At 66.4% G+C, this 20,019-nt stretch carries 18 protein-coding genes; 17 read left to right on the forward strand and 1 reads right to left on the reverse strand.

Annotation, left to right across the window (positions count from 1 at the left end; all coding sequences use genetic code 11):
• Positions 1 to 3: 3 nt before the first annotated feature.
• Genes AC1DX8_RS01815 through AC1DX8_RS01870 form a run of 12 tightly spaced genes read left to right on the forward strand, consistent with a single transcriptional unit; the run spans position 4 to position 13,366 of the window.
• The gene (locus tag AC1DX8_RS01815) at positions 4 to 1,497 is read left to right on the forward strand and encodes an aldehyde dehydrogenase family protein (RefSeq protein WP_477628183.1); all 1,494 of its coding nucleotides are present in this window, start codon (positions 4 to 6) and stop codon (positions 1,495 to 1,497) included.
• Between the two features lie 55 nt (positions 1,498 to 1,552).
• Positions 1,553 to 2,296 carry an SDR family NAD(P)-dependent oxidoreductase gene (locus tag AC1DX8_RS01820; RefSeq protein WP_477628184.1) on the forward strand — a complete coding sequence of 248 codons (744 nt, stop codon included), beginning with the start codon at positions 1,553 to 1,555 and terminating at the stop codon, positions 2,294 to 2,296.
• A gap of 20 nt (positions 2,297 to 2,316) precedes the next feature.
• Entirely contained in the window at positions 2,317 to 3,525 is a 1,209-nt protein-coding gene (locus tag AC1DX8_RS01825) for an acetyl-CoA C-acetyltransferase (RefSeq protein ID WP_477628185.1), read from the forward strand.
• Positions 3,525 to 4,352 (forward strand): aspartate/glutamate racemase family protein, encoded by an 828-nt coding sequence (locus tag AC1DX8_RS01830; protein WP_477628186.1) that lies wholly within the window; start codon positions 3,525 to 3,527, stop codon positions 4,350 to 4,352. Before AC1DX8_RS01825 ends, AC1DX8_RS01830 begins: the two co-directional genes overlap by 1 nt.
• Position 4,353: 1 nt before the next feature.
• The gene (locus AC1DX8_RS01835; protein WP_477628187.1) at positions 4,354 to 4,692 is read left to right on the forward strand and encodes a carboxymuconolactone decarboxylase family protein; all 339 of its coding nucleotides are present in this window, start codon (positions 4,354 to 4,356) and stop codon (positions 4,690 to 4,692) included.
• Between the two features lie 21 nt (positions 4,693 to 4,713).
• Positions 4,714 to 5,472: an SDR family NAD(P)-dependent oxidoreductase gene (locus AC1DX8_RS01840; protein WP_477628188.1), complete on the forward strand. Its 759-nt coding sequence runs from the start codon at positions 4,714 to 4,716 to the stop codon at positions 5,470 to 5,472.
• Positions 5,473 to 5,523: 51 nt separating this feature from the next.
• Entirely contained in the window at positions 5,524 to 6,303 is a 780-nt protein-coding gene (locus tag AC1DX8_RS01845) for an SDR family oxidoreductase (RefSeq protein ID WP_477628189.1), read from the forward strand.
• Between the two features lie 47 nt (positions 6,304 to 6,350).
• Positions 6,351 to 7,922, forward strand: a complete 1,572-nt coding sequence (locus AC1DX8_RS01850; protein ID WP_477628228.1) for a class I adenylate-forming enzyme family protein — start codon at positions 6,351 to 6,353, stop codon at positions 7,920 to 7,922.
• Positions 7,915 to 8,721 (forward strand): enoyl-CoA hydratase/isomerase family protein, encoded by an 807-nt coding sequence (locus AC1DX8_RS01855; RefSeq protein ID WP_477628190.1) that lies wholly within the window; start codon positions 7,915 to 7,917, stop codon positions 8,719 to 8,721. The genes AC1DX8_RS01850 and AC1DX8_RS01855 overlap by 8 nt, the downstream gene beginning before the upstream one ends.
• Positions 8,722 to 8,740: 19 nt before the next feature.
• Positions 8,741 to 10,285: a Re/Si-specific NAD(P)(+) transhydrogenase subunit alpha gene (locus AC1DX8_RS01860; RefSeq protein WP_477628229.1), complete on the forward strand. Its 1,545-nt coding sequence runs from the start codon at positions 8,741 to 8,743 to the stop codon at positions 10,283 to 10,285.
• 12 nt (positions 10,286 to 10,297) lie between these two features.
• A complete protein-coding gene (pntB, locus tag AC1DX8_RS01865; RefSeq protein WP_477628191.1) occupies positions 10,298 to 11,728 on the forward strand; it encodes a Re/Si-specific NAD(P)(+) transhydrogenase subunit beta in 1,431 nt (476 codons plus the stop codon).
• An 18-nt stretch (positions 11,729 to 11,746) separates the two neighbouring features.
• The gene (locus AC1DX8_RS01870) at positions 11,747 to 13,366 is read left to right on the forward strand and encodes an MFS transporter (protein ID WP_477628192.1); all 1,620 of its coding nucleotides are present in this window, start codon (positions 11,747 to 11,749) and stop codon (positions 13,364 to 13,366) included.
• A gap of 34 nt (positions 13,367 to 13,400) precedes the next feature.
• Here the strand turns inward: AC1DX8_RS01870 and AC1DX8_RS01875 are convergent, their stop codons facing one another.
• Positions 13,401 to 14,894: a 3-hydroxyacyl-CoA dehydrogenase NAD-binding domain-containing protein gene (locus AC1DX8_RS01875; protein ID WP_477628193.1), complete on the reverse strand. Its 1,494-nt coding sequence runs from the start codon at positions 14,892 to 14,894 to the stop codon at positions 13,401 to 13,403.
• Positions 14,895 to 15,177: 283 nt separating this feature from the next.
• Between AC1DX8_RS01875 and AC1DX8_RS01880 the strand changes: the two genes are divergently transcribed.
• From AC1DX8_RS01880 to AC1DX8_RS01900, 5 genes are read left to right on the forward strand one after another with little or no spacing between them, the layout of a single operon-like run.
• The gene (locus AC1DX8_RS01880) at positions 15,178 to 16,092 is read left to right on the forward strand and encodes an acyl-CoA dehydrogenase family protein (protein ID WP_477628194.1); all 915 of its coding nucleotides are present in this window, start codon (positions 15,178 to 15,180) and stop codon (positions 16,090 to 16,092) included.
• On the forward strand, positions 16,089 to 16,838 hold the full coding sequence (locus tag AC1DX8_RS01885) for a FadR/GntR family transcriptional regulator (RefSeq protein WP_477628195.1): 750 nt from the start codon (positions 16,089 to 16,091) through the stop codon (positions 16,836 to 16,838). Before AC1DX8_RS01880 ends, AC1DX8_RS01885 begins: the two co-directional genes overlap by 4 nt.
• Positions 16,835 to 18,037, forward strand: coding sequence for a CaiB/BaiF CoA transferase family protein (locus AC1DX8_RS01890; protein ID WP_477628196.1), 1,203 nt, complete (start codon positions 16,835 to 16,837; stop codon positions 18,035 to 18,037). The genes AC1DX8_RS01885 and AC1DX8_RS01890 overlap by 4 nt, the downstream gene beginning before the upstream one ends.
• Positions 18,025 to 18,804, forward strand: a complete 780-nt coding sequence (locus AC1DX8_RS01895) for an enoyl-CoA hydratase/isomerase family protein (protein WP_477628197.1) — start codon at positions 18,025 to 18,027, stop codon at positions 18,802 to 18,804. Before AC1DX8_RS01890 ends, AC1DX8_RS01895 begins: the two co-directional genes overlap by 13 nt.
• The gene (locus AC1DX8_RS01900; RefSeq protein WP_477628198.1) at positions 18,801 to 19,970 is read left to right on the forward strand and encodes an acyl-CoA dehydrogenase family protein; all 1,170 of its coding nucleotides are present in this window, start codon (positions 18,801 to 18,803) and stop codon (positions 19,968 to 19,970) included. The genes AC1DX8_RS01895 and AC1DX8_RS01900 overlap by 4 nt, the downstream gene beginning before the upstream one ends.
• Positions 19,971 to 20,019 lie beyond the last annotated feature (49 nt).

Genomic DNA, 20,019 nt, shown 5'->3' on the forward strand with positions numbered 1-20,019 from the left:
CAGATGGCGCGGACGGGGAGCTGGGACGAGAGTGGAGGTTGGCCCGTGCAGCATTTCGGGGAGCTATACATCGACGGCCAGTGGCGAGCGCCTGCTGGGGACGGAACTCGACCCCTCATCGACCCGACGACCGAAGAGCCTTGGGCCACTGTCACGGCCGGGGGCGGGGCATCGGACGTCGACGACGCCGTAGCGGCAGCCCGGCGCGCGTTCAAGTCATTCTCCGGCACGTCCATCGATGAGCGCATCGATTTGATCGACCGGATCATCGCCGCGTACGAGCGCCGCGAGGAGGAACTCGCGCAACTTATCGCCCAAGAGGTGGGGGTGCCTGTGTCCTTCACTGCGCAAGTCACGGGGCCAGCCAGCCACATGAAGGTCGCCAGGGACCTGATCCGGCGCTACGCCTTCGAACGCCAGATCGCCGACACCGTCGTGCGACGTGAGCCGATCGGCGTCTGCGCCCTGATCTCGCCGTGGAACTGGCCGATTCAGACGTCGGTCATCAAGGTGATCTATGCCGTGGCTGCGGGCTGCACGATGGTGCTCAAGCCCTCGGACGCCTCGCCGGCATCCGGGGTCGCCCTTGCTCAGGTGATGCATGAAGCCGGCACGCCGGCTGGGGTCTTCAACTTGGTCATCGGCCCGGGTCGAGTCGTTGGTGAGGCGCTTTCCAGCCATCCCGACGTCGACATGGTGTCCTTCACGGGGTCCACGACCGCGGGTGCCCGCGTAGGCGAAGCGGCCGCTCAGACGGTCAAGCGGGTGTGTTTGGAACTAGGGGGCAAGTCCGCGAATGTCGTGCTCCCGGATGGGGACCTCGAGAAAGCTGCGCGGTTCAACATCGCCCGTGGGTTCTCCAACAGCGGTCAGTCCTGTCACGCGCCAACTCGCCTGTTGGTCCACGAGAGCCAGGTCGATGACATCGTGCCCCATCTCTTGGACGCCATCGATCAGATGCGCATCGGGGACCCCCGTGATCCGAGCACGACTCACGGCCCGCTCGTCCATGCGCAGCAGTTCGCGAGCGTGCAGCGTCACATCGAGGTCGGGCTCGATGAAGGCGGTCGTCTGGTGACCGGAGGTCTCGGCAGGGTCGACGGATTCGAGAAGGGCTATTTCTGCAAGCCCACCATCATCGCTGGCGTGACGCCCGAGATGACGTTGGCGCAAGAGGAGATCTTCGGTCCCGTGGTCGTGGTCATGCCCTACGGCTCCGAGGAGGAGGCACTGGCCATCGCCAACGATTCCATCTTCGGCCTTGGCGGGTACGTGTTCAGCGAGGATCGACAGCGTGGGTATGACTTCGCCAGCCGGATGCGGGCTGGACGCATCGTCTTCAACGGGGCCAACGTCAACTCCCAGGCGCCCATGGGCGGCTATCGCCAGTCAGGCGTCGGTCGCTCCATGGGAGTGTTTGGCTTGGAGGAGTACCTCGAGGTGAAGTCGATCTTCGGGTTCGAGGAGGAGTCCAAGTCACTCCCGAGCTTCTCGTGAAGGACGGTCCCCGAAACCGCTTGACTGCCGGTTGATTGTCAGACATATTGCATTCATGTCTAATCGCGTCGCGGTGGTCACTGGTGCTGGCAGGGGGCTCGGGGCAGCTATCTCTCTGGAACTCGCGTCCGCCGACGTGCGGGTTGTGCTTGCCGGGCGGGCGCTGGACGCCTTGGAACGGACTCGCGACAAGATCGAGGCGGCCGGCGGCATCGCGATCGTCAAGCAGACGGACGTTACTAATGCTGACTCCGTCGTCGAACTGTTTGACGCCGCTGAATCCCACTTCGGGCGGTTAGACGTGCTGGTGAACAACGCCGGCATCACTGCACAAGTGAACCTTGTCGACCTCGAGGAGTCGGAGTTCGACCGCATCTTCGCGACCAATGTCCGCGGCATGTTCCTCTGCAGTAGGGAGGCGGGGCGCAGGTTCGCCGCTCACGGCTGCGGCCGTGCGGTCAACGTGGCTTCTGTCTTCGGCCTGGTCGGTCGGCCGGGATTTTCCGCCTATTGCGCCTCCAAGGGGGCGGTGATCAACTTCACCCGCTCGGTCGCGGCGGAGTGGGCCCGGTTCGGGGCTCAGATGAACGCCGTGGCCCCCGGGTACATCGCGACCGACATCAATGCGGCCATGCGCGAGGACGAAGCCGCGCTGGCGAAGGTGGTGCGCCGAATCCCGGCCCATCGGATGGGAAGGCCCGAAGAGCTCGCCAATGTCGTTGCCTACCTGGCATTGCAGGCTCCGGATTTCTTGACCGGCCAAACCATCGCCGTCGACGGTGGCGAGTCGAGCGTCTGAGGCCGAGGGAGAGATCAGTGATGGATGCCGTCATCTGCGAACCCGTACGAACTCCCGTCGGGCGCTACGGAGGCATGTTCAAGGACGTCACCGTCGCGGCACTCGCCTCAACCGTGGTCAAGGGACTGGTCGAACGTACGGGGATTACCTCTTCGGACGTCGATGATGTGATCTTCGGTCAGGGTTACCCCAACGGAGAGGCAGCGGCCCTCGGACGCATTGCTGCCCTGGACGCGGGGCTCGACGTCGAGGTTCCTGGTCTCCAAGTGGACCGGCGGTGCGGTTCCGGCCTTCAATCGGTCCTCTACGCCTGCATGCAGGTCGCCACGGGCGGGTCAGAACTCGTGCTGGCCGGTGGCGCGGAGAGCATGAGTAGGGCTGAATACTACCTCCCTGACATGCGCTGGAACGCTGGTGGTGTTCCGCAGCTCTACGATCGACTTGCTCGCCCACGGCACAATTCAGGCGGTCACCGCTTCCCCGTCGAGGGCGGCATGATCGAGACGGCCGAGAACGTGGGACGCGAATTCTCGATCACCCGTGGCGCCCAGGACGAGTGGGCAGTGCGGTCGCACGCTCGCGCAGTGGCGGCCATAGAGGCCGGGCTCTTCGACGACGAGACCATTCCAGTCTTGGTGCCGCAGCGCAAAGGCGAGCCCCTCACCATTACCAAGGACGAGCACCCTCGCCCCGGCACCACGGTAGAAAGCCTCGGCCGCCTGCGCCCCATCATGAGCGGAGTGCGACCTGACGCCACCGTGACCGCTGGGAATTCCAGCGGACAGAACGACGCCGCAGCCGTCGCGATCGTCACCACGCCGAAGAGGGCGGAGGCGCTCGGACTGCGCCCGCTCGCACGGCTTGTCACTTGGTCCCTAGCGGGCGTCGAACCGAAGCTGATGGGCATCGGTCCCGTTCCAGCGGCCAAGAAGGCACTGAAGAATGCAGACCTGACATGGGCCGAAATCGACCTCATCGAGCTCAACGAGGCGTTTGCGGCGCAGGTCCTCGGCTGCTTCAAGGGTTGGGGCCTTACGCAGGCCGACCTCGACCGAGTCAACGTCAACGGATCCGGCATCTCGCTGGGGCACCCCATCGGGGCCACAGGCGGGCGCATCCTCGCCAACCTGCTGCGTGAGATGGATCGGCGGGGCTCGCGCTACGGCATGGAGACCATGTGCATGGGGGGCGGCCAGGGCTTGGCGGCCATCTTCGAGCGGGTCACGTGATGACCCGCATCCTCTACCTGAGCATGTCGCGTCCGGAACACTCGGCCGGCTACTTCCCGTTCCTGCGGTCCTACATCGACTCGGTCGTGTCGCCAGGCACGCGCGTCGACCTCCGCGGCACCCGCGTCGGGCTCATCGACAGCTACCGCTTCTTCGAGAGCCTGGACACCATCTCCATCATCGACGCGGTGATCGACGCCGAGCTCTCGGGATACGACGCCGTCGCGATCGGCAACATCCTGGATCCTGGCCTGCGCGACGCCCGCTCGATGGTGGACATCCCGGTCCTCGGCCTCGGTGAGACCTGCATGCTCACCTCGTGCCTGATGGGTAGCACCTTCGCCCTCGTCGGGGTCAACCCGTACTTCGGCGGCAGATTCCAGGAGAACGTCGCAAAGTACGGATTGGGGGACCGGCTCGCCAGCATCGAGGCGATGAGCCTGACCCCGCATGAGCTCGACGTCTGCTTTTCTGACCCTGGGAAGCGGGACGAAGCACTCGCGGCATTCCACGGCGCGGCTCGCGCATCCTTGGCGAAGGGCGCCGAGGTGATCATTCCTGCAGGTGGGCGCCTGACCGCATTCCTCAACGCCAACGACGTACGACAGGTAGACGGAGCGCCGCTGGTCGATGGGACCGTCTCGCTTCTCGCCGCGACTGAGGCAGCTGTCCGCATCCGACGTCAGACCGGCACCTTCGTGAGCCGTCAACGTCTCTACGCCAAGGCGCCCGCCACATCGATCCGGCAGGTCGCCCAAGAGTACGCCGAGGCCTACCGGCTCCCAGCGCTCGCTCGCCTGAGCGAGCCACAGAAAATGGGCGAGTAACGTGGGCAACAAGTACCCGCTCAGCAAGCAGCGCCGGTTCGTCTCGAACCTCGACCGGCTCCGCGAGCACGCTCCTGACGTAGCGACCGCCTTTAGAGGCGTCCGTCACGCTGCCGACGCACACGGACCCCTCGACGCAAGGCAACGCGAGCTCACGCTGCTGGCAGGTTTTGCCGCAACCCGCAACGAGGGTGGGTTTCGCGTTCACTGCACGCGCGCGATGGAGGCCGGGGCAACCATCGCCGAGATCGAGCAGGTTGCTGTCCTTCTGCTGGGGACCAGCGTGGGACTCGTCCCCGTGGTCGAGGCGCTGTCCTGGTTACACGACGAGCTCGACTGATCTCCTCGAGGAGGACCCTGTATGACCAACGAAGACCCCGCTCCCATTGAGACAGCACTAGTCGTCGGCTCAGGCTCCGGAATCGGCCGTGCCGTCGCGGAGCTGTTCGCTAGCCGCGGTATCCGTACCGTGGCGGCCGACCTCGACCCGGCAGGTCCGCGGGAGCTTGCGAGGCAACACGAGCACATCCGGGTCGTCGGCGAAAACGGCTGGGACGCCACCGATCCCGCCGCCTGTGAACGGCTACTCGCCGCGACGGTGGAAGAGCTGGGATCAGTGGACCGAGTCGTGTCGACGGTCGGATGGACAGCCATCACCCGATTCCTGGACGAGTCCCCCGAATACTGGCGCCGGATCATCGATCTCAACCTGATGTCCGCGATCTACCTGTCGGCTGCGGCTGGTCGGGTCATGAGAGAGAGCGGCGGGGGCAGCATCGTCCTCACCAGCTCGGAGGCCGGGGTCGCGGGACAGTCCGGGGAGGCGGTGTACTCCGCGGCCAAGGCAGGGGTGGTGACCCTCGGTAAGGCCCTAGCCCGCGAGTGGGCGCGGTTCGGGATTCGCGTCAACGTCGTGGCCCCCGGGGTTACCCAAACGCCCCTGCTCGACAGTCAAGGCGGCGAGGAGCTGCTCGCGAGCGTGGTGCGTGCCATCCCGTTGCGTCGCGCAGGTGACCCTTCCGAGATCGCCGCGGCCATCGATTTCATGTCGTCCCCGGCGGCGAGCTACGTCACCGGTCAGACGCTGTGTGTCGGTGGTGGGCTCACCATGAGTTCCTGAGTCCGGGCGATGCAACAGCCAAACACGACCCGAGCAACAGAAGGTGCAGCCATGAGCATGCAAGACAAGACCGTCATCATCACCGGGGGTTCGCGCGGGATGGGGCAACGTCTCGCCCTGAAGCTCGGCGAGCAGGGAGCCAACGTGGTCGTGAACTACCGGCGGGACGAGAGTGCGGCCCAGGAGACCGTCGCGCAGATCGAGTCGCTAGGCGGCACGGCGCTCGCGGTTCAGGCCGACGTCGCCGAGACGCCGGCCGTGGAGTCGCTCGTTGCCCAGTCGGTCGAGCGCTTCGGCAGCCTCGACGTCATCGTGGCCAACGCCGCTGCCAGCGCCTTCAAGCCCCTGTCGCAGATCCACGGCCACCACATCGACAAGACCATGAGCCTCACTGTTCAAGGCCTGTTGGACTTGGTGCGGCTTGCCACCCCGCACATGAACGACGGCGGCCGTGTGATGGCCGTGTCCGGGTGGGACAGTTTCCGCGTCCTGCCTGGACACGCCCTGCTCGGTGCAGCGAAGGCCGCCATGGAGACCCTCGTGAAGTACCTCGCTATCGAGTTGGCCGGTGACCACATCACCACGGTTGGGGTGTGTCCCGGTCCCATCGACACTGACTCCTTCCGCTACTACGCCGGGGAAGCGTGGGAGGACTATGCGAGACAGTGGCTGGCGCAAACTCCCTCGGGTGCCTACCCGACCCCGGACGAGGTGGCCGACGTCATGGCCTTCCTGGTCTCGCCGCAAAGCGCTGCCATCAACGGGCAGACCATCGTCGTCGACGGCGGACTCTCCCTGGCGACGATGCCCGTCGGCTTCGGACAGGGATGATGGCGACCGGCCCCGGTTCGGCAGTCGCGGAGACCGTCGTCCAGCTGATGCGCCAGGTGGAACGCCGTCCGATCGGTCAGGTCGCCGTCGAGGAGGCCGGACGCGGCAGGTCGCTGACCATCGGGCAGCTGGCCGAGGACTCCAACCGCTTGGCCAACACGTTCCTGGGTCTCGGGCTCGAGCCCGGCAACCGGGTTGCCTACATAGCGCAGAACCACCTCGAGTACGTCGTCCTCGAGTTCGCGCTGCTGAAGGCTGGGTTGGTCAAGGTACCGCTCAACCCCCGCTTCGCCCCTGACGAACTCAAGCGCTGCCTCGAACTCGCTGAGGTACGCCTCGTGGTAGCCGATGAGGCATCCGCTGCGGCGGTGGACGAAGTCTTCGGCGAGGAAGGCCCCAAGCGGGCCGTGATCGGATCCCGCGATGGCTGGGTCAGCTTCTCAGATCTCGTCGCTGCCGGGTCCGCCGCGCCGGTCGGGGTGAAGGTCGGGCCGGACGACATTTACCACATCCGATTCAGCTCTGGCTCGACCGGAAAGCCCAAGGGCATCGCCATCTCCCATCGGGGAGCACGAGCCGCGATGCTGGGAAATACCTGGGTGATGTCCACCAGCGGGCCGACTCTCTCGCCCCGGACCCTGCAGGTCGCACCTGTCGTCTACGCGGGTGGGTGGAGCGTCATGCCCACTCTGGTCTGCGGGGGCACCAACGTGGTGATGAACCGCTTCGACCCCGACGAGATGCTGAGCGTGATCGCGGATGAGGGGATCACCTGGATGTTCGCGGTGCCGACGATGCTCCGGCGGGCGGCCGGCTCCTCGGAGCTGTCCCGCCTGAGGGGCTCTGCGCTGTCGTGCCTGATGCTGGCCGGGGAGCCTGCGGCCCTTCCTGCCCTCGACGTCGTCAGCGAGCACACGGACGCGCTCGTCCAGTGTTGGGGGCAGACGGAGGCGCCGGCTTCGACAACCTTCCTCAGTCGCGCAGAGATGGCCCGGCGAGAGCTGTGGCCCTCGATCGGTCGACCCGTCCCCGGCGTCGAGTTCTCGCTGTACCAGGATGGGCAGGTTCTCGACCGTCCGGAGGCCGGTGTGGATGCTGAGCTGGTCATCCGGACACCCAGCATTGCCAGTGCCCTGGTGGGCGGAGAGGCCGAGCATGCCGAGCGCCTCTTGTCGGACGGTTGGTGGCGGACCTCGGACCTCGGTCACTTCGACGACGAGGGGCGCATCTACATCGTCGGTCGCGCGAGCGAGACCATCATCACGGGCGGGACCAACATCCAGCCCGTCGAGATCGAGCGTGCACTCGAGGACCACCCCAACGTGCGTGAGGCCGTCGTGGTGGGCGTTCCGGATCAGGACTGGGGCGAGACGCCTGCAGCGTACGTCCATGTGAAGGTGCTGGAGAAGTCGACGGGCGACTTGCTGGAGGAGCATCTCCGCTCACGCCTGGCGGGTTTCAAGCGGCCCCGACACCTGTTCTTGTCGGCCGATCCCCTGCCACGGGCTTCCGGTGAGTCGAAGATCGCTCGCGGGGACGTCAAGCGTCTCGTGCGGGCCTGGGTCAAGGATCCCCGTTCCACGCCCCACAACGTGATGAAGGCGGTGCGGCATGGGTGATGAGGTCGTGTTCGATGTGACCGACACGATCGGCACGGTGCGGCTGAACCGGCCCGACCGTGGGAACTCGGTCACCCCAGAGGTGGTGACGCTTCTCGGTGTCGCCGTGCAAGAGATGGTCGCCCGTGACGACGTCATGGCGGTGGTCCTGACCGGCACCGGTTCGGTGTTCTGCGCGGGTGCGGACGTCAGGGACATGTACGAGATCCAGCAGGAGCACGGGGCCGATGGGCTCATGGACTACCTCGGCGAGACGTGGATGCCCGCCGTGCAGGGCACGGTTCGCGCTTTGTGGTCCGCCAGTAAACCGGTCATCGCGGCATACAACGGCGCTGCCACCGCGGGTGGCCTGGACTTCGGGCTCAGCTGCGACGTCCGCATTGCCGCTCGCTCGGCACGCTTCGCGGAGAGCTACGTCAATCTCGGCATGGTGCCCGTAGCTGGGGGCGCGTACCTCCTGCCCATGCTGATCGGGCTGCCCGCGGCGACGAGGATGATAGCCAGCGGCGCCTTCGTTGACGCGGACGAGGCGCTGCGTTTGGGCCTGGTGAGCGAAGTCTGCGATGCGCCGTCTCTCCCGCAGCGGGCCCACGACCTCGCTGTCGACATGACGCAGGGACCGGCAGTGACGTTCGCTCGGGCCAAGCGCATCGCACGAGCGGCCGCCACCGCCGAGCTGAACGCGGCCCTGGATGAGAGCCTCGCAGCGAACATCGACCTCATCTCCCAGCTGGAGGTGCGCGCGAAGATCCTCCACGTCATGGAGCAGTACTCGCAGCGGAGGGATGGCCGTGGCTGAGACGGAGAATGGATCCTCCATGGGTGCCTTCGTCGGCGTCGTCGCCGAGTCGACTACGGGAGAAGCGCGCGTCGCGGCCACTCCCGACACCGTTCGGCAGCTCAGGAAGCTCGGTTACCAAGTGCGGGTGGAAGCGGGCGCCGGCTCGCGTGCCGACTTTCCAGACTCCGCGTACGTGGAGGCCGGAGCCGTGACGGCAGCCGCAGCAGAAGCTTGGGGTAGCGACGTCGTCCTGAAGATCAACCCTCCGACCACTGAGGAGCTCGCGCTACTAGCAAGCGGAGCGACGCTCGTCTCCCTGTTGTCGCCGGCCTTGCGTCCGGACCTGGTCGAAGCGCTAGGGAGCTTGCCCGTCACTGCCATGGCCATGGATGCCGTCCCGAGGATCTCGCGGGCGCAGTCGCTCGACGTGCTGTCCTCCATGGCCAACATCGCTGGCTACCGCGCCGTTGTGGAGGCTACGCACGCCTTCGGACGCTTCTTCACCGGGCAGATCACCGCCGCCGGGAAGGTGCCCCCCGCGAAAGTCCTCGTCGTCGGCGCGGGTGTCGCCGGGCTGGCCGCGATCGGGACCGCCGGTTCATTGGGTGCCGTCGTGCGGGCCACGGACCCTCGTCCGGAAGTGGCTGATCAGGTGCGGTCCCTCGGCGGCACCTACGTATCAGTGGCCGATGAGCAGGCAGAGGTCTCAGCCACCGGCTACGCGCGGGAAATGGGCGAGGACTACCAGGCACGCGAACGCCGCCTCTACGCCGAGCAGTGCGCCGACGTGGATGTCGTCATCACGACGGCGCTCATCCCGGGCAAGCCCGCGCCGCGGTTGATCACTGCCGAAATGGTCGCGTCCATGCGCCCGGGCAGTGTCATCGTTGACATGGCCGCCGCGAATGGCGGCAATGTCGAAGGGACCGTTCCCGGGCAACGCGTCACGACGCTTAACGGGGTGACCATCATCGGCTACACGGACCTGCCCGCCAGACTGCCCGCCCAGGCCTCCCAGTTGTACGGCACCAACTTGCTGAACCTCCTCAAGCTCGTGACGCCCGGACGCGACGGCCGGCTTGTCATCGACTGGGACGACGTGGTGCTGCGGTCGATGACCGTGGTGCGGCACTACGAAGGCAGGACCGTGACGACGTGGCCCCCTCCGCCCGTACAAGTGTCCGCAGCCCCCGTCGCGCCCTCTGAGGCGACCACGGTCCTCGAACCCAAGCGCGACCGGACAACGCTGCGAAGGTGGCTGGCCGTCGCCGGCGGCATAGCACTATTCGGACTCGCCGCCCTGTCGCCGCAACAACTTCTGGGGCACTTGACGGTCTTTGCCCTCGCGATCGTCGTCGGCTACTACGTCATCGGCCATGTCCACCACGCCCTTCACACACCACTCATGTCGGTGACGAATGCCATCTCCGGGATCATCGTGACTGGTGCGATCTTGCAGATCGGTCACGGGAACGCAGCCGTCACGACGCTGTCTGCCGCAGCCGTTCTCCTGGCCAGCATCAACGTCTTCGGCGGTTTCGCGGTCACCAGTCGCATGCTCGGCATGTTCACCCGGAGCTGAGGAAGGCCCACCATGACTGACCTCGTCAGCGTTGAGACCAGTGCCCGCGCCGCCTACATCGTGGCGGCTCTCCTGTTCATTCTCGCCCTCGCTGGGTTGTCGCGGCACGAGCGAGCCAGACTCGGCAACCGGCTTGGGATCGTAGGTATGGCCTTGGCCCTGGCCGCCACGATCGCCCTCGCCGCCGACCGAGGCATATCGGGCCAGGGACTAGGCCTCCTCGTGCTTGTCACCGTCGTCGGTGCGGCGCTTGGGCTGTGGCGCGCCCGCGCCGTGGAGATGACCGGCATGCCCGAGCTCATCGCCCTCCTTCACTCGTTCGTGGGCCTCGCCGCGGTGCTTGTCGGGTGGAACGGCTACCTCGAGGTCGAAGCAAAGCCCTCAGGCGCGGAACACGTGGCGCTCGGGGCGCAGGGCATGGCTGGGGTCCACTCGGCAGAGGTGGTCATCGGTGTCTTCATCGGAGCCGTCACATTCACCGGGTCCGTGGTGGCCTTCCTGAAGCTCTCCGCCCGGATCAGCTCTCGCCCACTCGTCCTCCCAGGTAAGAACATCCTCAACGTCGCCGCCTTGGTGCTTTTTGCAGCGCTCACTGCCTGGTTCGTGATCTCACCGCGGCTGTGGCTGCTGGCCGTCGTGACGGGTGTCGCGCTCGCCCTCGGGTGGCACCTGGTGGCCTCCATCGGCGGTGGAGACATGCCGGTCGTTGTATCGATGCTGAACTCATACTCCGGGTGGGCGGCGGCGGCGTCAGGGTTTCTCCTAAACAACGACCTACTCATCATTACCGGAGCGCTTGTCGGCTCCTCGGGTGCCTACCTCTCGTACATCATGTGCACTGCGATGAACCGCTCCTTCATCTCGGTGATCGCCGGGGGATTCGGCATCGAGGCTCCGGCTCGGGAAGACGCCGAGCACGGGGAGCACCGGGAGACCACCGCAGCCGCGGTGGCGGAGTTGCTTGGTTCAGCACGCTCGGTCGTCGTCACTCCTGGATATGGGATGGCCGTGGCGCAGGCTCAGCACGGCGTGGCGGAGCTCTGCCGGCTGCTGCGCTCGCGAGACGTGGACGTCCGCTTCGGGATTCATCCCGTCGCCGGGCGCCTCCCGGGACACATGAACGTCCTATTGGCCGAAGCCAAGGTCCCCTACGACGTCGTGCTGGAAATGGACGAGATAAACGACGACTTTGCGGACACGTCCGTCGTCCTCGTCATCGGCGCGAACGACACCGTGAACCCTGCCGCCGCCGAGGACCCGACGAGTCCCATCGCGGGTATGCCGGTCCTGCGGGTATGGGAGGCGCAGGAGGTTGTGGTTTTCAAGCGGTCCATGGCTGCTGGGTACGCCGGAGTGCAGAACCCGCTCTTCTTCCGCGACAACACGCACATGCTCTTCGGCGACGCCAAGGACCGCGTGGAGGACATCCTGCGGTCGTTGTGAGATTGCGGGCGTGAGGACATGAGTCACCTCCATGTGCAGGACTCATCAGAGCTTCACCCGACGCCGGGCACCCCCAATGCGTGGAGCCCCTTGCGCCGCCCTCCGTTCCGGTCCATATGGCTCGCCGTGGTGATCAGTAACACCGGGACGTGGATGCAGACCGTCGGCGCGCAACTGATGCTGGTCGACGAGCCACGCGCATCAGCACTCGTGGCCTTGGTGCAGACTGCTAGCACGCTGCCGGTCGTAATCCTCGCCATGCCGGCGGGCGTGCTGGCAGACACATTTGACCGCCGGCTGCTGCTGATCGGGATCCAGATCTACCTGGCCACTGCCGCCTTAGCCATGGCGCTGCTCGCGGCAACGGGAGAGATGCGGCCCCCGCTCCTGCTGATGCTCACCTTCGCCCTCGGGGTAGGGGCCGCACTCACGTGGCCGACGTACCAAGCGCTCATCCCGGACCTCGTACCACGGACCGAGCTGTCTTCCGCCTCGGCGTTAGGCGCTGTCAGCATGAATGTCGCCCGCGCGGTGGGGCCGGGCATCGCCGGAATCGTCATCACGCGCATCGGAACTGCTGCAGTATTCGCGATCAACGCAGCCACGTTCGTGATCTTCACGGTTGTACTGCTCACGTGGCGACCTGAGCGTGTGCCAGTGGCTTACGGGCGCGAGCGCTTCGCCCCCGCGCTCCGGGCAGGTGGACGCTTCGTGCGGCACTCCCCGGTCATCCGCCGCCTTGTACTGCGGTCCGTGCTGTTCGTGGCACCGGCGATGGCTCCGTGGGCCTTGCTGCCGATTGTCGCAACAGAACGCTTGGGCCTCGGCCCTAGCGGGTATGGCCTGCTGCTTGGGGCGTTGGGACTGGGAGCCGTCGGTGGAGCGGTCACGATGCCGCGCCTTCGACTCTGGCTGGCGCCGTCGGGCCTGATCGGGCTGTCCAGCGTCGTCTTTGCCTGCTCCACTGCGGTCGTGGGTGTCGTCCGCGAAGTCCCCTTCGTCATCGCCGCACTGCTGCCGGCCGGCGCCTGCTGGGTGGTGGTGTTGTCCACCATCAACGCGACGCTGCAATCGCACCTGCCCTCTTGGGTGCGCGCCCGTGGACTTGCGGTCTACCAGATGGCCATCTTCGGCGCCCAGGCGCTGGCCGCTGCCCTTTGGGGAGTGATCTCCGATATGGCCAGTGTCGCGGTGTCGTTGACCTCGGCCGCCTGTGTCATGGCCATCGGCGCGTTGTCGATCCGGTGGTGGCCCACCCTCAATCCGCCTGAGCGAGGACGGGAATCCGCCACGTATTGGAAGCAGCCGCAACTCCTCGTGGAGCCCGAACCCAGCGTCGGACCGATCATGGTCGAACTGGCCTACAGCGTGCCGCCAGAGGACCGTCCCGGCTTTGTCCTCGCGATGGAGCGAGTCCGACGCTCGCGACAACGGTCGGGCGCCTACTGGTGGCAGCTCTTTCAGGACGGTGAGCAGCCCGCTCGCTTCGTCGAGGTGTACTTGGTGAGGTCTTGGGGGGAGCACCTGCGGCAGCATGACGGCAGGCTCACGGAGACTGACGCCGCGATCGAGCGCGAAGCTCGCGCGTTCTCGCGTTCTGCACCCGAGGTGCGCCACCTTCTCCCCCCAGCGAGGTGAGCGGTTCAGCGAAGACGCCGCGCCGCACCCTGGGTCACTCCTGACTGGGTACTGGGGGCTGAGCGGACGGCAGCCGCAAGTGGCGACTGGCGCGGTAACGGGGGTCGTGGTACGTCGACCACAGCGCGTCCACGAGTTGCAGAACCGCGCTTCTCCCCCAGCGGCGGGTCCACTCGAACGGGCCCGACGGGTAGTTCGTGCCCAGCTCCATGGCCACGTCGATGTCCTCAGGCGTGGCCACGCCATGCAGTGCCGTTTCCCAAGCCTCGTTGATGATTACCGCCAACGTGCGCGCGAGAACCAGCCCGGGGGCATCGGCCACCTCGTGCACCGCTACGCCAGCGTCAGCAAACACAGCCGCGACCATGCCGAGTTTGGCGGGGTCCGACGCTGACACGGCGACCGCCGTGGCGTCCTCCGCGCTCAACATGCGGTCGACCAGGACCACCGGAGCGCCGCCGAGCAAGTCAGATTCCTCGGCGGCCGTACGCCCCCTCGTCACTCGGACGACGACGTCGTCGAACCGCGACAGGCCAAGCTCGTAGCCCGGGTCATGCTCGACCTTGACGCCGCAGCGTGAAAGGAGGGTGTCCAGTTGGGAGGAACCACCCCGAGACACGACGCGCGCGGGGCGACCCGTGGCGGGCACAGGCGTCGGCGGGGGCAGGACAGCACCCTCGGCATAAGAGTAGAAGCCGTGACCACGCTTGCGGCCGTAGCGACCGGCGGCTACCAGCTCGTCCTGGATCCTCGACGGTTCGAACCTGGGGTCGAAGTTGAAGGCCGTCCACACCGACCGTGTTACTGCGGCGTTGACCTCGTTGCCGATCAAGTCCATGAGTTCGAAGGGACCCATCCGAAACTGTCCCGCCCCACGCATGACCTCGTCGATGGTCGCGGGGGCCGCAACCTGTTCCTCGACCAGGCGCAGCGCCTCGCCATAGAACCCTCGAGCGACGCGGTTGACGATGAATCCAGGGGCTGACCTCACTCGCGCCACCTGCTTACCCCACGACACCGCGAGATCGGCGACTTCGTCGGCGATCTCGGGGTCCGTCTGAATGCCAGTGACAATCTCCACAAGTCGCATCGCCGGCACCGGGTTGAAGAAGTGCATCCCCACGACCCGCTCGGGCGCGGGCGTCCCTTGGGCGATCTCCGTGACCGACAAGGACGAGGTGTTGGTCGCGAGGATGGTCTCTGGACCGAAATGAGTCCACGCTCCGCAGAGCACGTCGGTCTTGACTGGCAGTGACTCGAGCACGGCCTCAATCACGAGCGCGCGGGTCCACACGGGCGCTTCGTCGATGGACTCATGCGTCCCGAGAACGTCGCTCAGACGTCCGCCAACCTGAGGGTGCCGGCGGGACAGGCGCTGCCCGATGTCTGCAACAGCCGCGGCCAGCTGTGCGGAGTCCGGGTCGACCAAACTCACTTGGTGTCCCGCAGCGAGAGCGACCTGGGCGATCCCCCGCCCCATCGTGCCCGCCCCGATGACGCAGACACCAGACAAGCGTGACGTTGCCACGATTCGCTCTCCTCATCTGTCCGGCCTCGCTTGGGGCCAGTTGCCTTGCTCCGTAGGTGTAAGACAATGTACAGTGCTGTCAACTTTTTACCAATGCGCAATCGCCTGACCTAGGCGAGGTGGGAGGGCTCCACTTGATGACTTACCCGGACATCCTGGCCTCGACCACGGAGGGCGTAGCCACCCCGGTCAGCTCCCCAGCCAGTTCCGCTGAGTCGGGCATCCACACTGTCCCGGAGCTCTTGGACTCACTGCGCTCGCCTAGCCGAGACGAGACCTATCGATGACCGCGTTGAGCAAAGACCTCGAGGAGTTTCTGGAGGTCGTCGACAAGGTCTCGGCCGCAGTTGCCGATGTCGACGGATGGGCCCCTGTCGCGACTGCTGGTCTGTGGACTCTGGCGCGCGACACCGCCGAGGAAGCAGACGCCTTGGAGTGGTTGGCCCATACCGTGCGTGTGGCCGCTGGGTCGTCCCCGGCCCTCGGCTACATCCTCGCCGGGCGGTACGCCGCAGATCTGATCGTTCAAGAGGACACCATCCAGTCCCCGACCTTCGCCCTGCGTTCACACCTGGCGGCGCCCGTCGTAGCGACGTCCCCCACCCCCGACGCCGTCGTCCTCCTCGACGTCGACACCCCGCAGCTCGCTCTCATGGCCTGGGACGCTCTCACGGTAGAGCGTCTTCCCCGGACGGGGCTCGCAGGTGCGAGACTCGGCACGCTGGACCTCCGGTCGACGCCAGGTTCCTTGGAGCGCGACGCGGAGGCAGCGCTCTCCACCTGGGCGCTCCTTTTGGGTGCAGCCCTGGTGGGGGTCGCGGAGAGAGCCGTGAGGCTCACGTCGAGCTACGTCCTGGAGCGTCACCAGTTCGGGGTCCCCATCGGGTCGTTCGCCGGGCTGCGCGCCCTGGTCGCCGGGATGTCGCTTCGAGTCGAACCCGTGCGCGCCCAGCTTGACCAGGCGCTTCGAGGGCAGGGCGCAAGCGACGGTGTTGCGCCGCTCGCAGGACGAGCGGCCATCGACAACTGTCTGGACGCGATTCAGTCGCACGGTGGCTACGGCTACATCGAGGAGTACCCGGTGGCGGGTTTGCTCCGTGACGCGATCAGCCTGCAGGCCCGGTCTGGCGGCCGCCGCCTGCACGTGGCGCGAGTGGCGACGCGTGGCCTCGGCGAGCCCGTGGGGCGACGGTCGTGACACGCGAGGGAGCAGGAGCACGCAACGCCTTCCAGGCCAAGCAGATCCTGCGGCCGAGAGCGCAGGTCGAACACCAGATCAGAGAGGGCATCCTCCGCGGCGAGTTCCGCCAGGGCGACAAGTTGCCACCGGAGACCGAACTTGCCCAGCAATTCGGGGTGAGCAGGCCGACCGTTCGGGAGGCATTGGGGTCGCTGGTAGCCGACGGCTTGATCCGTAAGGTTCCTGGCGTCGCCGGCGGCAGCTTTGTCAACACCGTGACCCCGAACTCGCTCAGTTCCATGCTCAGTGAGTCCATGGACACGATCGTGCGCCTCGGCTCGCTCACCATCGACGAACTGACGTCGATGCGGCGGGTGCTGGAGGTCCCGGCAGCCAGGTGGGCAGCGCACAAGCGCGAAGAGCCTCAGGTCACGGCGCTACAGGACATTGTCCAACTCCAACGCACCACGACGATCGACGACCCGCAAATCGCCCTGTACGACCGGGACTTCCACGTCACGATCGCGCAGGCTTCCGGCAACCGCCTCCTGGCCGCCTTCATCGCGGCCATTCACGAGACGACGCTGCCGGCGCGCTACCTTGCGGTCACGCCCGCCGTGGGCCGGGAGACCGTGCGTCAGCATATGGCGATCCTCAGCGCCATCCGCGATGGATCGCCTGATGCAGCTGCACAGGCGATGGACCGGCACTTGAAGTACGTGCTGCGCTACTCCACCGCAACCCCGCACGAGGTTGGCGCATGAGCCGCAACGGACCGCTGGCCGGCGTTCGCGTGGTTGACATTGCGTCGTCCTACGCCGCCCCGACTGCCTCGATGTACCTCGCAGACATGGGTGCTGACGTGATCAAGATCGAGCCACTGCGCGGAGACGACGCCCGAAGTTGGGGGCCGCCGTTCCTCAACGGAGAGGCCGCTTGGTTTCTCTCGGTCAACCGCAACAAGCGCAGTATGTGCCTCGACTTGCGGAGCGAGCGGGGTCGCGGGCTCCTTTTCGAACTGCTGGCGTCGGCGGACGTCTTCATCGAGAACATCGTCCCGACCAAGCTCGAGAAGCACGGCTTGGGTCTCGATGGCCTCCTCGCGCGCTTTCCTCAACTCGTTATCTGCGCCTTCTCAGGCTTCGGTCTGGACGGTCCCGACGCGGGGCTGCCGGGCTACGACCTCATCGCGCAAGCACGGTCGGGCATGATGAGCGTGACCGGGGACCACGGCGTTCCCCAGCGTGTGAGCACAGCACTCTCCGACGTTGCCTCGGGCACCGTGGCAGCATTCGCGATCGCCGCTGCCCTCGTGCGCCAGCAACAAACGGGCAGGGGCGAAATCGTTGACATCGCTCTACTCGAGGCCGACCTGGCGCTGATGTCGCCGAGAATTGCCAGCTTCCTCGCCGGTGATCCTGAACCCGTGCCGTGCGGGGGCGCCGACTCGGTCGTCGCGATCTACCAATCGATGCGCACCGCCGATCGGAACATCGTGCTCGCTCTCGGCAACGACAACCACTGGCAGCGTGCGTGTGCCGCGCTCCACCTCGAGCACCTGGCCGAGCGCGAGGAGTTGCGCACCAATGCCGGCCGGCGGGCCCACCGCCAAGAAGTGGTCGACGAGTTCCAAGCGAAGTTGGGGACAATGCCCTCGGTCCACGCGCTCAAGCTCCTTCAGGACGTCGGCGTCCCATGCTCACCGATCAACTACCTCTCGGAGGTGGTCACAGACCCACAGGTGGTCGCCCRGGGAACGATCGTCGAATATGAGCATCCGGTTGCTGGAGCCTTCCGGGGGGTCGGCGCTCCTTGGCGGCTTGCCTCGGACCCGGACGGACGTCAACCACGGCGACCAGCGCCGATACGGGGCCAGCACGGCCGGGAGATCCTTCGGGAGATTGGTTTGGACGAGCAAGCCATCGACGAACTGGCGCAGGAGAGTGTCGTATGGGTTCCGTGATTGAAACGTCCCGCTCCGGCAGGGTCCTGTGCATAGAACTCTCACGTGCTGAGCACATGAACGCGCTGAACTCCCAGGTGCTCGCGCTTGTCCGCACCGCCATCCTCGACATCCAGAACGATAGCGCCATCGGCTGTGTCGTCATCCGCGGTGCAGGTCCCCGGGCGTTCAGCGCGGGCGCGGACCTCGACGAGATCCGAGGGCTGGGCGTTGAGGAGGCGCAGGAATTCATCAACGCCGGACATCGCACGATGACGACGATCGCGGCCTCTGACGTTCCTGTGATCGCTGCGGTGGACGGGTATGCGCTTGGTGGCGGCTTCGAACTGGCGCTCGCCTGTCACCTGGTGGTGGCGTCTGAGCGAAGCCAGTTCGGCCTCCCTGAGGCGCGCATCGGCTGCATTCCCGGGTTCGGCGGTACCCAAAGGCTGCCCCACGCGGTTGGAAGCCCAGCGGCCATGCACCTCCTCCTGACCGGTGAGCGCATCGGCGCCGAGCGCGCGTGGCAGATCGGGTTGCTCTCGGTGCCCCCGCTCGCGCCCGACGCACTCGACGCCGAGGTGAGCCGGCTGGCGGACCTGATCGCCTCAGGCAGTCGGCGGGGCATCACCAACATCCTGGACGCAGCTCGTCGCGCTGTCGCGCCCGCAGCCCTTGAGCATGAGGCCGCCCTGGCCGCCCTGTCGATCGCGTCGAGGGACGGCCAAGAGGGCATCGCGTCCTTCGCCGAGCGACGTTCTCCCCACTTCCACGAGGAGCCCTCATGACCTACGTCTGGCCGACGGTGGACGCCGACGTCATCAAGAGTGTCGATGCCGTCATCGACCGCACCATCCGTCCACAGGCGGGGAGCATCGACGCCGAGGGGACCTTCCCGGCCGAGGCGCTCAGCCAACTGGCCGGAGAGGGTCTCGGCATCATGCTGATGCCGGCAGACCTCGGGGGAGCAGACACCAGCATCTCAACGTACGCCGAGTCCCTCGCTCGGATCAGCGCCGAGTGCGGGGCTACGTCGACTGTCTACATGACGCAGATGCATTGCGCGCACCCTCTTCATCTCCAAGGTACGCGCGAGCAGGCCGAGACCTGGATCCCACGCCTGTGCGACAGCAGCGCCATCGGGTCAATAGCCCTGACCGAGCCCAGCGCCGGCTCAGACGTTGCGACGATGCGCACAATCGCCCGCCGCGACGGTGACGAGTACGTCATCACCGGTGAGAAGACCTTCATCTCCAACGGTGACCGGGCGGACGTCGTGGTGCTGTTTGCATCAGTCGATCTGACCCTCGGCAAGGAAGGCGTGACTGCTTTCCTCCTCGAGACCGATGGCCTAGAGGGCCTCTCGGTCGGCCGCCCAATGAAGAAGCTGGGGCAGAAGGGCGCCTCGACTGTAACCCTCGCGCTTCAGGAGTGCCGGATCCCAGTGGCTAATCGCCTCGGTGGGGAGGGCGAGGGCTACCCGCTTCTCCTGCGCTCGGTGATCCGCTCGCGCATCAGTGCGGCGGCGCAGGGTCTCGGCTTCGCCGAAGGCGCGTACGACGCCACGGTGAACTGGGCTGCTCCATTGGGTCTGCTGTCATCGAGGACCCGCGAAGCCCAAGACCTCCAATTCGAACTGGCCAGGCTGCGCGGTGAGATCACCGCCGCTCGGGCGATGCTTCTGTCGGTGTGCGACAGAGTCGACACGAGCCCAGATGAGCCTGTTGCGGAGGTGTCGCTGGTCAAATTGCATTGCACGGCCCTCGGCACCAGCGTCTCGGCGGCGTGTCTGGAGCTTCTCGGACCGGCTGGCGACGACGTGGCTCTCGGCGTCGAGCGACGGCTTCGCGACGCCAAGATTGCCGAGATCTATGACGGTACCAATCAGATCCAGAGCATGCTGGTGGCTCGCGACATCAGCCTCGCGGCTGCGGCCGGGAGAGCGGCGCGATGACCAAAGGCATGTTCGGACGGTTGTCCCGCCGGGCGCCTGACACGGACGC

The sequence above is a fragment of the Pedococcus sp. P2_A3 genome (genome assembly GCF_056405035.1).

Excerpts from the sequence above, each read along its gene's own strand:
- AC1DX8_RS01815 (WP_477628183.1), top strand. The coding sequence starts at position 4 with ATGGCGCGGACGGGGAGCTGGGACGAGAGTGGAGGTTGGCCCGTGCAG.
- AC1DX8_RS01820 (WP_477628184.1), top strand. The coding sequence starts at position 1,553 with ATGTCTAATCGCGTCGCGGTGGTCACTGGTGCTGGCAGGGGGCTCGGG.
- AC1DX8_RS01825 (WP_477628185.1), top strand. The coding sequence starts at position 2,317 with ATGGATGCCGTCATCTGCGAACCCGTACGAACTCCCGTCGGGCGCTAC.
- AC1DX8_RS01830 (WP_477628186.1), top strand. The coding sequence starts at position 3,525 with ATGACCCGCATCCTCTACCTGAGCATGTCGCGTCCGGAACACTCGGCC.
- AC1DX8_RS01840 (WP_477628188.1), top strand. The coding sequence starts at position 4,714 with ATGACCAACGAAGACCCCGCTCCCATTGAGACAGCACTAGTCGTCGGC.
- AC1DX8_RS01845 (WP_477628189.1), top strand. The coding sequence starts at position 5,524 with ATGAGCATGCAAGACAAGACCGTCATCATCACCGGGGGTTCGCGCGGG.
- AC1DX8_RS01850 (WP_477628228.1), top strand. The coding sequence starts at position 6,351 with ATGCGCCAGGTGGAACGCCGTCCGATCGGTCAGGTCGCCGTCGAGGAG.
- AC1DX8_RS01855 (WP_477628190.1), top strand. The coding sequence starts at position 7,915 with ATGGGTGATGAGGTCGTGTTCGATGTGACCGACACGATCGGCACGGTG.
- AC1DX8_RS01860 (WP_477628229.1), top strand. The coding sequence starts at position 8,741 with ATGGGTGCCTTCGTCGGCGTCGTCGCCGAGTCGACTACGGGAGAAGCG.
- pntB (WP_477628191.1), top strand. The coding sequence starts at position 10,298 with ATGACTGACCTCGTCAGCGTTGAGACCAGTGCCCGCGCCGCCTACATC.
- AC1DX8_RS01870 (WP_477628192.1), top strand. The coding sequence starts at position 11,747 with ATGAGTCACCTCCATGTGCAGGACTCATCAGAGCTTCACCCGACGCCG.
- AC1DX8_RS01880 (WP_477628194.1), top strand. The coding sequence starts at position 15,178 with ATGACCGCGTTGAGCAAAGACCTCGAGGAGTTTCTGGAGGTCGTCGAC.
- AC1DX8_RS01895 (WP_477628197.1), top strand. The coding sequence starts at position 18,025 with ATGGGTTCCGTGATTGAAACGTCCCGCTCCGGCAGGGTCCTGTGCATA.
- AC1DX8_RS01900 (WP_477628198.1), top strand. The coding sequence starts at position 18,801 with ATGACCTACGTCTGGCCGACGGTGGACGCCGACGTCATCAAGAGTGTC.